Genomic DNA, 13,594 nt, shown 5'->3' with positions numbered 1-13,594 from the left:
ATATCTAGCTTAATATACATACTAACCACCTCAGAGTCAGTATGGAGAATCCAATTGAAAATGTACATATTTATTCAAGCGTTAATGTACATATTTAAGTTAGCATTTATATCTACTGGCTTTTGAGGAATGAATGAAATTGACAAGGAATTGAATTCAAATGAGGAAAAGAGGATAATTTTTCTTATAACATATATAATAATGTGAACTAACAAGTACTAAGTGAAGAACAGTACATTAACATAACATTAACAATGAGCGGTCTTATAAGTGATAAATCCTGTTAAAACAGCTAGGTAACAAAGAAAAACTTAGTGTGAATTGCTATAAGAATGTCTTGAAATCTCCCTAGTAATATAAATACACTCGAACAATATTTATTGTTGGAATATTAAAAAAGTTTAGTTGAATTATATAAGCTTTACAAATACAGTTTACATACAAGTTTTATATAAGAGACTTATATAAAACTTGTATGTAAACTAGATAATTTGTTTTTTGATTTAACTACGATATAAAAGCATTATTTTATACGTTTTATATGTAAAGCTTATATATAAAACGTATAATTATTTCTGGGATTTTTATGTTGAAAAAATTGGTGGTTTTTAATCTGTTTTTTAGAATTTTAATTTGGGTTTTTTAATAATCTTTTTTGAAATGTCAATCACATGAAATTTAAGATTGATATAACATGTATACGCATTATATATAAGGCGTATACATAAACCCTTATAATATATATATTAATTCTATTTTTAATTTTATAAGTCTTATATACAAGTCCTGTATATAAGTTTTATTTATAATGACTTGATATACAACGTGTAATGATGTACTATGTTTCTAGGAATAATTAACCAGTGTTTTAAGGGGGGGACGACTTGAACGAAGTTTTAAGTGAAAAATATCAAACAATCAAGTTTGCGGATGAAGTAGTAAACATGTTTGCTGATATACTTGAACAAGATGAGATACTCTATAGTGTATTTCTATACATAGGAAACATAGTAAATAAACAATTTCAAGAGACGAAGTACATGAGGGGCATATCTATTAATGAAATAGTGGAAAATGTAGTTATTGATAGGAGAGTAAAGAAAAAAAAGGGGAAATCCTATTCTTTAGAGGTTGAACGTACGAATATATCTAGACGTTCAGCTGAAATAAGTGTGAGTACACTATCATCAATGTCTTTAATCTATGAAAAAACCATGCACCCATATAAATTTTTGATCTCAACTTATAGAGGGCAACAAGTACTGATTGAGTTAGGGAAAAGAAAAAAGATAAATAAGGAGAGATAAAATAATGGCAAAAAACTTCTTGAAGAATGAAGTGGCAGTTAAAATGACGATGGTCGGTTTTGGTCAAGCTGGTACTAGAATGGTAGATAAATTTGCGGAATATACACATACAGATGGTACAGCAGTATATAATTGCTTAGCACTAAATAGTAATGATGGAGATCTAGCTGAATTAAAAAATGTACCCAAAAGTAATCAAGTTTCACTGAAATTAGGTGGTTTAGGTAAGAATCCTGAGCGTGCAGTAAAGGTCCTTGATTCAAATGAGGAAGCAAAAGAAAAGCTAAAAGAATTTATTACTGAACGAGTAAGACCTTCAGATGAACTTGTTTTATTTTTTGCAGGTTTAGGTGGAGGAACTGGAACTTCTACAATCATTAAGGCTATTGAAGAATTTTCGGCTTTTCATAACAAGCCAGTAATCAGACAAGAATTACAAAAAGTTGCGCAGCTATATCCAATGTCTGAAATCAAGGCGAATCAAGCGAAGTTTGCGAGAATAGCCTTTGAAAATGCTATTGAGCGCAAAGACTTTATTAAAATGGGGATTGTTGTAACTCTTCCCGTCCGAGCAGATGGGCCTGATGTATTACGACAAGTAAATAAATTTTCACAGGAAATTTGGAAATTAGCAAATGATAAATCAAAAGGTGTAGCATTTGTTGTGTTTGCTGATAACCAGCATTTTTACGATGAATTTAAGGAATTGAATGAAAATGAGAAAAAAGGTATCGCTAATTCACGAGATTATGCAAATCAACGTATTAGTGAAATTATTCATGAGTTAAATACCGCTTCTAATGGATCTGGTACATCTGTAATACTGGATTCTCAAGATTTTAAACGTATTTTACTTGAGAAAACGGGCTGTTTAGTAATTAATAAGGTTTCACGTAATATGAATCAAATAGAAAATAGCCATGCAATTATAGAAATGTTCCAAGAATCATTAAGAGGAAGCTCTTTCCATCCCCCGATTGATTTGATGAAGAAGAACGATGATGGTTCTGTTGAAGCATCAAAAGTACATCATTTTGGTATGCTTGCTATCCTAGATGAGCAAAAGAATATTAATGATTCCTTTATGGATGACGCTAAGGTAGAAGTTTCAAATAATTTACCTATAAATGGTACAGTTTTTAATGGATATTTGGTAAGTAAGAATGATTTCTTAGGAACTGTATATACCTTCTATAAAACCGATGCATTACCATCGAGATTATCTAAAGGTTTAGTTGAAGAATTTAATGAATTTAAAGAAAGACAAAGCCAAATTCAGTATAAAAAGTCTCAAATTAGTACGATTGAAAGTATAGATGAGGATGAGGATTTAGGTTTTGCATTTGGAGATTTTATTGATATGGGTAGTGACGAAGAAAATAATAATGCTGGAGCAAATGAAGATGAAGATCTAGCAGATTTTCTAGATCCAGATAAGATGTTTGGTACTACAAAATAATAAAAAAGTCTGGACTAAGTTCCAGACTTTTTTATTATTCCACTGAATCCATAAGAGATTTTATATACTCAATAATATTATCTTGTATGTACTGCTCTATGAAGAGTTGTTTTTTACTCAAGTCTTCCTCTTTTTTAAACCAGCCTGCTTTTCTAGTGCGCTCTTCCTCAGGTTTGTTATTCCATAAGCTCTCTGCTTGTTTTCTTAATTCCTGACGTGCCCTATGCTCAATAATAAAATTATCAAGCCTATCTTGGCGTTGGCGTAATTTTAGCGTTTCTACATCTTCTGGTTGTGGTAACTGCTTTAATATACTTTCTACCCTCTCTTCATAATGAGATTCAATATGTTTTATTTTTTCTTCTAACTGTTTAGTTACCATTTTTTCAATAATTTCAGCAGTAGCTTGAAGGTTTAATTCAGTGGATACCTCATTTGTTTGATGTTCTGGTGAAACTGGTCTTAAATCAAATTGGTGTGGTAAAAGGTCAATAATTGCATCTAGAGACCATTTCTCATCCCTTTTCTGCTTTATAAATAGAGCAATTTCAAGATCTAAAGCATTATAGAGTTTTTCATTTGTATTTTGAGTTCTTAAAGTTTCATGAAGTCCCTTTTCTTCTAGGATATTGAACCAATTATAAACTGTATTATGATGACGTCCTACTAGTTTTGAGAATTCTGTTATCCGCCATGCTTTTTCGAAAACATTATCATCTAATATATCATCATCGTTAATTTGATGGTCTTGTTTTTCATTTTTTTGCTCAATCATTGTAACTACCTCCTCAAAAATCAACTCATAAATAACTAATTATAATTAACATGTGAGCTGAGATTAACATGTTAGCTAGTATTTCGATAATATTTGTGAAAATCCCTACCAATCCAGTGAATTACATGAAATATAGAATTAACATGTAAACATATACTTGTTAACAAAACATTGACGTTTAGCATAGAATTCGGTGAATCAGTAACTTTATTACCAATTTGAAATATATAATTGGTAATGTTTTGTTAATGGGAATATATATATTATTGTAGTAGCGCTACTGATAGTTGCTATGAGATTAACAAATTAGGCTACTTAATATTAATGATAAGGAAATAAAGCCATTTTGTAAATAAGTTATAAGGATATAATCCGGTTATATAACGGAAAATACACAAAGTAACGCCCAAAATCTAATTATCACGTATAAAAGCTAGTAAAAAGTAAATAATATTAATGTAGAGTTAGTATTGTTCAATAAACAAAACGGTATTTAAGGATATAGGAGTACAATCATAATGCTTCGAAGAGGTTCGTCCTACTCCCTATTTACTTGCTACATACAAGTTAGGATCTACTTATGTATATTAACTTAGTATAGAATGTACAATTTAAGTTGTATATTGCATGTCATGATAGAAATTTATGTAGTCAGTATCAACAAAATGATCTTTATCAGTATTAAAGAACAGATTGAGCCTGTGAGTTGACATTAACATGAAACATGACATTGACATGAAATCAATACTACAACCACCTACTAATAACATACGAACACCTATTGTCAATGTTTTGTTAACCATAATAGATATAGATCAACCCTTTGTATACATGCTGATCTAAAAAGATTACCTTTTAACATGAAATGTGAACCATAAACGAAGGATTTTATAGATAATTTTGAGGAAGTTTTTAAGATACCAAGGTTCGACTTAGAATACTAGAATAATCCAAGTGATGTATTTTGTAGATATCCGATCTCTAGTGTATGTTTGCATATATTAATAAAACCATAAATAAGACAATGAGATTGATATGTTAACAAAAATTAGATAAGCATACTTCGAATATCCATAAAGATAACACTAACATGAAATGAAGGATTGCTATGAGATTAATACGACATTAACAAAAAAACACCCAAACAAAGGATAAATCATCCTAATTGTTAATGTCATGTTGATCAGAAATAGAAACTGCCATTTACATTTAGAGATACTAGTTATTCTAATGGGTGTTTATGACTTAAATACCCATTAGAAAGTTAATAAAAGTAATTAGTAATAAAATATAGCATGCGCTGGTTTGTTAGTTATTACATTCCAGTAACTAATGATAATAAATGTAGATCTACTAATTGGTTTTACGTTAATTTATATCTGAGTATCATCGGATTGATATAACACATAAAATATCAATATGAAATTAACATCTGTACATTTTTATTTCCTTTCATATCAATGTCAATTGATATGTTAATTTCATTCGAGGGTATTAGTGTTGGTTAATTGTTTATATGACATTAACAAATTTGGGGTTGTGTACTTCAAATTGTGTTAAAAATTAAATGGAGATAGACTTTCTTTGAAACCTTCTTGATCAAGGAGGTTTATAAAAAGAACGGTGTAGCATATTGGGAGTTTTGGTTATAAATAGCAGTTGTAATACTTAGGTATACGACTTATTTATTTGGGCATACTATAAGTATGAGTTCTTTTCTATGATAAAAAAAGTGCAGCTAATATCTTTACAATCTATAATTATAGATTGTAGTTTTTATAGTATTTGAGTAGAAGAAATGATTTTGTGTATCATTCCAATATAAGTATATACTAACTAAAAGTCATTTTAATTGTTACAAGAAAAATATGTTATGGATGTATATTCATTATTAGCGTGCTTTTTGTCTAATAACTAAAATAGGAACTTAAAAGCAATTTTATAATTTTTGTTTGCGAAATATGTAATTAATAAATTGGCTTAGGTATGAACTGGATGGTTAGTTTAACTTGTATTCATCTCTCAATATGAAATTTCATGTCAATGTCAGTTGATATGTTAATATCAACTGAACGAGTTTGTGTCGCTTTATTGTTTACATAACATTAATATGCTTTAGTCGTTTGCTGTTAGTTATGCTATGAGTAATATAAAGATTGTTTTATATTTAAAGTTCTCTAAGGTAAGGAATATATTAAATGAATGTTTTTTACTTTTGAAATTTAGTTGTAAATAAAAAAATCGAAATTTTGTTATGAAAATCCTATACTTAGATATACTAATAGTATTACCTGAATTAGGTTATTAAATGACATATGCAAAAAAGAAAAGGTTAATCAATTAGAAGCATTATTTTTGTGAGTTTATTTAATAATTGCGAAGTAGTATTGACATTTAGATATTATATAGATAATCTTATACATAAGTTTTATTGTTTAAAATTAATATACAAATTGAGAGATATTTAATTCTTGCTAAACGGACACACCGAGGGCATATACCTGCCATTGGTGTGTCTTTTTTTATTTAATAACTAGAAAATGATAAGGAGAGTATTAAAGAATGAATGAAATTATTAGTGAAAGTAAAAGAAGATTTGATAAATATTGTAAAGATAATCAAGTTTTTGAGGAGAGAATTAATTCTCTTATTAATTACTATTTTTTACTGCTTGCTGATCGTGTAAACATTTTACAAGATAGAGAATTTAATAACGAGGTCGAAGAGAAGCAATTTAAAAGCAATCTCAAAAGATTTGAAACATTATTCCCAGCTGCTGCTAAGAATGCATTTCTAAAAGGATATCAGCTTGGTTTAGAGTTTTTCAAACATCCAGAGACAGTGATTCCGGATTCTCTATTTATAAATCCTAATTTTGTACAAGATATTCCTTTTGCAATTGTAAATGCAGCGGAATTTAGCATTTATGAATTAGTTCGAACGGATGAAACACAAGAATTTAGTGTATTTGCTGTTCGAACGTATGAAGGCATTAAACCCATAATGGAACAAGTATTTTGTGAAATTGCATTGTTTGGTGCGGAAATTTCGCTTGAGCATGAACGTGAGGAAAGAGGACTGAAAGTAGTTGAAGGAAAAACAACTACTTTTACAAATGTTCCAGTAGATCGTTTATTTACAATTACTCCATCTGTAGCTGCTAATGTTGTGCATGCGGATGGCCGCTGTGAAATCTGGAGTCTAAACTGGAATACAAAATTAACTTTAGATAATCCTTTTATTGAATTAGCACAAGTAACCATTGTTTACAAAGACAAGACAGAAATACAAAAAAATCTTCGGGATGGATTTATATATGAACAGAGTTTATTTAGTGCGATGCCGTTAGAAGAAATAGAGGATCGTTTAGAGGTTAGAGTCAAATATAACCTTATTGATAATATGCCATGTAATTTGGATGGATTTGAAATAGAATCGCTTCTCACCGAACTATTAACAAAAATACAAAACGCAACAAAAGTGCCTTTTGAAAACATGCTATTACTTTAAAGTGATTTTCTATCAAAGAGGAGTTTTTCATAATGAAAAAGATTGTATTAGCTATTAGTGATACTGTGTATACGGCATATTTACGTGAGGATTTTGTTGGTGCAGGATTTGAAGTAGCTGATAGTGATGTCATGCACATAAAGTATTTAGATGAAATTCTAGATACGGAGCAACCTGATATTCTATGTATTAATGACAAACGATTAAATATTGATGCGGGACACGAAGATAAGCGAGAATTAATTATTTTACAGAAGTTAAGAGACATTCGCTTTCAGCGGGATATTCGCATTGTAGTATTTACAGAGCGTGAAAATAATGATGAATTTTTAGGGAAACTGATTTATCTAGGTATCTATGACATTTTTAACTCTCGTAAAATTGATATTGATAATAAAGTCATCCCGCAGCTGCTACAGGAATCGGATATTAAAAATGTGGTGGAAATTGTAGGAGCAAGTCAAGCACCGCAACATACGAAATTGTCTGAAGTGCCTTTTGATGAGGAAGAAGCGAAAGTATCAAGTGAATTAGAGGAAGGTAACAACAGTGAATCACACTCTAATTTAAAATTATTTAAAAACAAACAAAAGCGTAAGTCTATTCAGGAAGAAACGCCAAGAGCGCCAATTATAAAAAAACAGTATAAATTGGCTTTTGAGCCAGTATATGAGAAACAAATTGGTATTGCTATTCCAAGAAGAACAATTGTTGTGGCCAACATGAATAGGAGAAGTGGTGCCACTTTTGTTTCACATCTTTTAGCCGCTTACTTAAATGAACTACAGATTGATGTGAATTATATAGAGAATCTATATGATGATGGTTATACGTATCCGTTATTAAAGGGATATACAGAAGCGCCAGAAAACTATCGTAGTGAATTTATGTTGCAGCGATATAAAGAGATGCTACAGAAGGAATCTGATATATTATTAATTCCAAAATGGAAGCAAGGAAGAATAAATTATATTGTAAAGAATCCTATAGTTGACCAAGAGCTTCAAAACGAAACAGAGCAGGACTTCGACCATTTTATTAAGGTTTTATTGGCCAACCAAGAAGCACCTATATCTATTATTGATGCAGGGAGCGATTGGGATAAAGATTTATACCATGAGATATGTGAAATGGCGGATTACATATTCTTTGTAGCGGAACCAGATCTGCATCAATTGCTAAAGATAGCGCATCCTCTTACACAAAAAGAGAGAAAGCTCGTTTCTTACTTAGGTTTAGAGAAAGTGAGGATCATTGGGAATAAGTTTTCTCCTGTACTTTTAAAGCATGAAATAGTAGAAGAATGCTTTGGAGATAAGGTATTAACTGCTTTACCACCATATGAAATAGAAGATGTGTTCGAGTCACAATTGAATAATAGTACGTTACTATCAAGTCGCAACTATTATAAAGAGTTAGAAGGAATAATGAAGGAAATAGCAGAGTTATTGCTACCAAATCAATTGTTGAATTCCAAAAAAAGTTCCATTTTAAGTGGATTTCGATTTCGAAAGTCTGAAAGTTAAGGAGGCTGAAGAGGAATGCAAAAGTTTATTGTTGCAGCAAGTATGTTGCTGTTATTTGTAGGTTGTCTATTCTTTGTAACTGATATGGTGATTGGAGATACAACACATACTGATAATAAATCGTCTTTAGAAAGGGGAGGCGAGATAGCTGTGGCTAAGTCTGTAAAAGTAGGTACTCTGCGTGCAGAAGAAGAAATAGCTATTGATCCAGAAAAAGCGAAACAAGAGTTTGAAAAGGCGTATAACGGTAATGCGGATTTTAAAGATCCCGCTTCAAAACGTAACTTCACTGTACATGATGTACAGGAAAAACCAGCAATGATTGCTGTCGAAGGTGATGCAGAAGCTGCTAGTTATTTTAAGCAATTTGATGCAAAAAAAGAAACGATAAAGAGTAAAGCGAGAAGTATTATTATTTATGATGCGAATGGAAAAGAAAAACAATTAGGTGGAAACGTAAAATAAAGAAAAAGAGTAGGTGCATTAAAAATGCAAAATACAGTAACTACGGCTCTATTCCTTACCTTTTCTTTATTATTAATTAGCCTTTTACCCGAAGGCGTTTTGTATGGAATACAGTTAGTGAAAGCACATAACTTTGCTGCTGATATGGTAGAAAACGCAGAAAATAAGGGTGGATTTCAATATGATTACAATGGAAAAAGGGTGGATTTAGTCCCTGGGATAGAGAAAAGAATGAAAGAAGAAAAGATGGATGGATGGAAGTATGAGTATACAAAGGGACGCATCGATCATAATCAATCCCTTTCTTTTAAGGTGAAAGCAGAACACCATTTCTTCATATTTAAGCTGATTGGTGTAGATGGCATAAAAGCTCCGATATGGGCGAGTAAAGAGGGATTGGGACAAGTATATTTTAAGTAATGAAAATTCTAAGATTTGTACTATAAAAGACTATGCTGAAAAGTATAGTTTTTTTGTCAGAAAAATATACCTATATAGAACAGAAGTTATAAAAAATGTTAATTAATTAATTTATATGTTAAATTATCTGGATTTTATGTTTAAATTAGGTACAATAAAAGAATCTATGAAAAACTAATATATTTGGAGGAACAAACAATGGCTAACAAATTTTTAAAAACAGCAACAGCACTAACAATAATGGGTACATCATTACTAGGAGCAGGAGCATTTACTGCTAAGGCTGATAACACAGACTCATTAAAATTCAATGATGTTCCAGCAAATCACTGGTCTACAAAAGCAATTTATGATTTAACAAATCGTAAAGTAGTGCAAGGGTACGGAAATAATATCTTTGGCTTTGGTGATAATGTAACTCGTGGGCAAGTTGCTCGTATGATTTATATGTACGTAAAACCAGCAGATGCAGATGCTAGCTTCAAAAATCCTTTTACTGATATTAAAGGACATTTGTTTGAAAAAGAAATCTTAGCACTTGCTAAAGCAGGACTTGTGAATGGATTTGGTGATGGGAAATATGGTCCAGATGATATTTTAACTCGTGAACAAATGGCACAAGTACTTACTAATGCTTTTAAATTTAAGTCAACGAAAACAACAACATTTACAGATGTTGATAAAAACTCATGGGCACTAAAAGCAATCAGCGCATTAGAAGAAAATGGCGTTACTATTGGTACAGGAGGTAATATGTATTCTCCAAAAATGTTTGTAACACGTGAAGCGTATAGTCAGTTCCTATATAACTCTATTAATGCAGTTGAAAAAGAAACAAAACCAGAAGTGAAGCCAGATCCAAAGCCTGAAACAAAACCAGAAGAAAAACCAGAAGTGAAGCCAGATCCAAAGCCTGAAACAAAACCAGAAGAAAAACCAGAAGTGAAGCCAGACCCAAAACCTGAAGTACCAGCAGGTTTAGAAGAAAGCCTAGTACAACCAGATTTTGATTTTCATCCATCTGCGCTAGAGAATCCTACTGTAAAAAAACAATTAGCTCCAGAAGCGCAAAATATTTTAAAAGAGATTAATAGTAAATATAATACGAATTTAAAATACGCTAATTTAAATGGTGCTGTAACTATTCTAGACAAAGGTATGTATTACCCAGAAGGTTCATATGCCGGCGGTCAATTTGTAGTAGAAGGTGAAGGAGACACTTTTAACATTACTTTTTTAGATAATAATTCAGCGACTGTTGAATTAACTAAAAAATGGGTTGCGTACTTAACAGGATTAGATTTGAATCAGGAGATTCAAAATGCTGTTGATTCAAAATCAATTACTAACCACCAAAAAGGTGATTATAAAATTCGTCTTGGAAAAACTATGATCCGTGATACAATGTCTATTTTAATTGAACCTAAATAATCTTATAATAAGATTATAAGATTAAAATCGAATATTATATTTATTAAGATACGGAAAGGACACACCTAACGTACCAGCCAATGGTATAGGTGTGTCCTTTTTTTGTTTTAGGAGGGAAAATTATGAAATTAAAAAGAAGTTTGTTGTTACTGTGTACCTCAACAGCATTAATGATTCCAAGTATAGCGAGTGCGAAAAATGCGGATGTTCCTTTTTATAACGGAACAAATGATACCTCTCTTACTTCTAGAAAATTACAAATGACAGGTAAGTTTTATCGTTTTGGGAGTAATTATGCACCACCTGGTATAGATTTAGCGTACAAAGGAGGTCTTCATTACCCCGCTGTTTACAATGGCTCTTTTAGTTTTGAAAACCCACAAGCAAACTTAGTACAAAGAGAAGACCTAACTGAGCCTTATGTGAGGATTTCGAATGAAGGTTATTGGAATAGTGCTATCGCTGTTGGGGATCGTATGATAACGGAAAAAGAGAGGATTACTGAATCTATCATTTCTGATAAATATTGGGGTAATTCTCAATTTGTCCTAAATAATATAGATTCGCACACAGTATCTAATGGTAATTCACCAAAATCATATGGTCTGTTTTATTGGATTCGTGATATAGCCTATCTTTCTGGTGGATATGCAGGTGCTGGTGGCGTAAATGGAATAAATAAATATAGTCTATGGTATGTACGAACTAGTAAACCTGAAATAAAAGATTTTAAAGTCTCTAGTGGTAAGAAGGATACACCTGTTAAGTTTATATTTAACGGTTTCGAGTATGTAAGTAAAGAGAAAGGATATACAGAACGTGGTCCCAAACTCGATATAGGTAACCCTTATTCATCGATAGCAGGTGAACGAAATCGTGTGCAATGGCTACTAGATATTACTAAAAGTGGTGAAACAGTGCATCATCAAGAAAATTACTTACGTTCAACGCCACAAAAAGATAATCAAAAACCAAATGAAGGTGATGCAGGACGATTTACGAAAGAAGATATAAGTTGGCAGCCTCAGATGTGTGGTCGTTATACTGCAAAATTAAAAATTATTGATGGGGTTCAAAGGGGGTCAAACGAGAAAACAGTTGATTTTATTGTAGATGGAAACTGTGGTACAGAAGTAACACCTAATCCAGATCCAGGTGATGAAGATGATTTTAAATATAAAATTGATTTCTCTGCTGACCGAATTGAAGGAGAAACAGCAAGAGAAGGAAAGAATATCAAAACAAGAGTAGATGTATCACGTGATAATTTTAAACTAGAGCGTGACCAATATAGAGCAAAAGTAAACAACAATATTAATAAGTCTCAACAAGAAATAAACAGCACTGAATCTGATAGAGATAGTGCACAATCCAGCTTAAGTTATTGTCGTCGTAATCCAATTCATGAAGTAGATGCCGAGGGAAAGGACCACTATTATGATAGAGACTGCTCTTGGGAAGAAAATAAACTAGATAGTGCGGCAAGTAGGCTAGATAATGCAAGGCAGAAACTAGAAAAAGAGAAGAATAAAATTAAAAAGTTAGATGTATTAGAAGAAAAATATATGAATCCTGAAACAGTAGTTGTGTTAAAACATAACGGACAACAAGTAGCTTTACAAAAGGTAAGATTAACTGAGGGAGAAAAGAAAACCCTGAACCTTGACTGGCAACATAAAGGTAAAGGAACAATTCAAGCGGAAATTAACCCTGCTGGTAATCGTATAGACATCGAGGAAACTACGTACAAAAATAATCCTATTAAAACAGCAATCTATGAGCCTTCAAAAGAAAAGGCAATGTGTGGTGTAACGAGTGTAAAAGGTGTAGTAGAAACAGTAAGTGAACGTGTATCAAAAGAAGATATAACTGGGGAAATGTATTATGAAACTTTGACAGGGAGTATTGGTAATTTAGCTCCTTCTAAGCTACATTCTGGTTATGGATTTTCGTATGAAGTAAACGGTAAGTACAAAAATGATTGGAATGCGAATTACCCTGGTGTATTTACTGCTGCTAAGGCACAATACCCATTTGCAGACGAAGGATTAAAGTCTACTCAAGATTTAGAGAAGAAAGAACTTAAAGATACTACAGCAAAATTCCTACCTAAAAATATGTATTTATCTGAAGCAACAGGACATGTTTTTGATAGTAAAAGACCAACTAAGTCTTTATATTGGGATGGACAAGAGAAAATCATTGATGGTGGCCAAAAATGGTATTCACCACTGAAGACAAAAGATGGTGTATACACTTTTAATGTAGAAACAGCTCCAGCAGGTATCAATGAAATGAGTTTATGTTTAACTGAGCAAGTAGAGATTAAGGGTGTTGCGTATGATGATTTCATAAAAAGAAGAGTATTTCCTGACGATCCATTCCCTGGAGGAAGTGGAGTTGGTTGGAATTGGGTTGGTAAGGAAGACGTACTTTATAAATTAACAGATTGGTATTACATGAGAAATAGGAAATGAGAATAAAATATAGTATAATTAGATGAATCAACACAATAAGATATCCTTCTTAAACTAGTAGCTGAATGGATAAACCAAAGGCACATCCCTTAATGGGATGTGTCTTTTTTTTGTAGAAAGACCTGCGGTAGTATGTCAACTGAAAAATAATATCTTTTGAAGTTATCAAAGGACAAATTGCTTAAAAAAGACATCACGAAACTAGACCAGTATTTTATGTAAAA

General features: G+C 31.7%; 10 protein-coding genes. 8 read left to right on the top strand and 2 right to left on the bottom strand.

All coding sequences use genetic code 11. The annotated features are described in order from the left end of the window. The first annotated feature begins 884 nt into the window (after positions 1 to 884). Both MR168_RS28740 and MR168_RS28735 read left to right on the top strand, forming a co-directional pair. On the top strand, positions 885 to 1,307 hold the full coding sequence (locus MR168_RS28740) for a hypothetical protein (RefSeq protein WP_001006726.1): 423 nt from the start codon (positions 885 to 887) through the stop codon (positions 1,305 to 1,307). 4 nt (positions 1,308 to 1,311) lie between these two features. Beyond that, complete coding sequence (locus tag MR168_RS28735) at positions 1,312 to 2,766, top strand: FtsZ/tubulin family protein (RefSeq protein ID WP_242291682.1); 1,455 nt, start codon at positions 1,312 to 1,314, stop codon at positions 2,764 to 2,766. 34 nt (positions 2,767 to 2,800) lie between these two features. On the opposite strand, the gene MR168_RS28730 is transcribed toward MR168_RS28735, so the two are convergent. Together MR168_RS28730 and MR168_RS28725 are read right to left on the bottom strand one after the other, a co-directional pair. Beyond that, on the bottom strand, positions 2,801 to 3,541 hold the full coding sequence (locus tag MR168_RS28730) for a MerR family transcriptional regulator (RefSeq protein ID WP_000572539.1): 741 nt from the start codon (positions 3,539 to 3,541) through the stop codon (positions 2,801 to 2,803). Positions 3,542 to 4,152: 611 nt separating this feature from the next. Further along, positions 4,153 to 4,344, bottom strand: a complete 192-nt coding sequence (locus MR168_RS28725) for a hypothetical protein (RefSeq protein WP_142388802.1) — start codon at positions 4,342 to 4,344, stop codon at positions 4,153 to 4,155. Between the two features lie 1,759 nt (positions 4,345 to 6,103). Between MR168_RS28725 and MR168_RS28720 the strand changes: the two genes are divergently transcribed. From MR168_RS28720 to MR168_RS28695, 6 genes are all read left to right on the top strand, one after another. Beyond that, positions 6,104 to 7,051 carry a hypothetical protein gene (locus tag MR168_RS28720; RefSeq protein WP_086412660.1) on the top strand — a complete coding sequence of 316 codons (948 nt, stop codon included), beginning with the start codon at positions 6,104 to 6,106 and terminating at the stop codon, positions 7,049 to 7,051. A 32-nt stretch (positions 7,052 to 7,083) separates the two neighbouring features. After that, positions 7,084 to 8,577: a hypothetical protein gene (locus tag MR168_RS28715; RefSeq protein WP_086412661.1), complete on the top strand. Its 1,494-nt coding sequence runs from the start codon at positions 7,084 to 7,086 to the stop codon at positions 8,575 to 8,577. Between the two features lie 15 nt (positions 8,578 to 8,592). Beyond that, complete coding sequence (locus MR168_RS28710) at positions 8,593 to 9,042, top strand: hypothetical protein (RefSeq protein ID WP_086412662.1); 450 nt, start codon at positions 8,593 to 8,595, stop codon at positions 9,040 to 9,042. 24 nt (positions 9,043 to 9,066) lie between these two features. Continuing rightward, a complete protein-coding gene (locus tag MR168_RS28705; protein ID WP_001181729.1) occupies positions 9,067 to 9,462 on the top strand; it encodes a DUF4320 family protein in 396 nt (131 codons plus the stop codon). 198 nt (positions 9,463 to 9,660) lie between these two features. Then, positions 9,661 to 10,893, top strand: a complete 1,233-nt coding sequence (locus MR168_RS28700) for an S-layer homology domain-containing protein (RefSeq protein WP_242291681.1) — start codon at positions 9,661 to 9,663, stop codon at positions 10,891 to 10,893. A 122-nt stretch (positions 10,894 to 11,015) separates the two neighbouring features. Next, the gene (locus MR168_RS28695; RefSeq protein WP_242291680.1) at positions 11,016 to 13,370 is read left to right on the top strand and encodes a hypothetical protein; all 2,355 of its coding nucleotides are present in this window, start codon (positions 11,016 to 11,018) and stop codon (positions 13,368 to 13,370) included. Positions 13,371 to 13,594: the final 224 nt, after the last annotated feature.

The organism is Bacillus cereus group sp. BfR-BA-01356 (assembly GCF_022663635.1).
GTDB lineage: Bacteria > Bacillota > Bacilli > Bacillales > Bacillaceae_G > Bacillus_A > Bacillus_A cereus.
Note: the sequence above shows the minus strand (reverse complement) of the source record. Positions and strands in the feature narration are given on the sequence as shown.

Bases quoted from the DNA above. Each gene is read 5' to 3' on its own strand.
- MR168_RS28700 (WP_242291681.1), top strand. From the start codon at position 9,661: ATGGCTAACAAATTTTTAAAAACAGCAACAGCACTAACAATAATGGGT.
- MR168_RS28725 (WP_142388802.1), bottom strand. From the start codon at position 4,344: ATGGTTAACAAAACATTGACAATAGGTGTTCGTATGTTATTAGTAGGT.
- MR168_RS28735 (WP_242291682.1), top strand. From the start codon at position 1,312: ATGGCAAAAAACTTCTTGAAGAATGAAGTGGCAGTTAAAATGACGATG.
- MR168_RS28705 (WP_001181729.1), top strand. From the start codon at position 9,067: ATGCAAAATACAGTAACTACGGCTCTATTCCTTACCTTTTCTTTATTA.
- MR168_RS28695 (WP_242291680.1), top strand. From the start codon at position 11,016: ATGAAATTAAAAAGAAGTTTGTTGTTACTGTGTACCTCAACAGCATTA.
- MR168_RS28715 (WP_086412661.1), top strand. From the start codon at position 7,084: ATGAAAAAGATTGTATTAGCTATTAGTGATACTGTGTATACGGCATAT.
- MR168_RS28720 (WP_086412660.1), top strand. From the start codon at position 6,104: ATGAATGAAATTATTAGTGAAAGTAAAAGAAGATTTGATAAATATTGT.
- MR168_RS28710 (WP_086412662.1), top strand. From the start codon at position 8,593: ATGCAAAAGTTTATTGTTGCAGCAAGTATGTTGCTGTTATTTGTAGGT.
- MR168_RS28730 (WP_000572539.1), bottom strand. From the start codon at position 3,541: ATGATTGAGCAAAAAAATGAAAAACAAGACCATCAAATTAACGATGAT.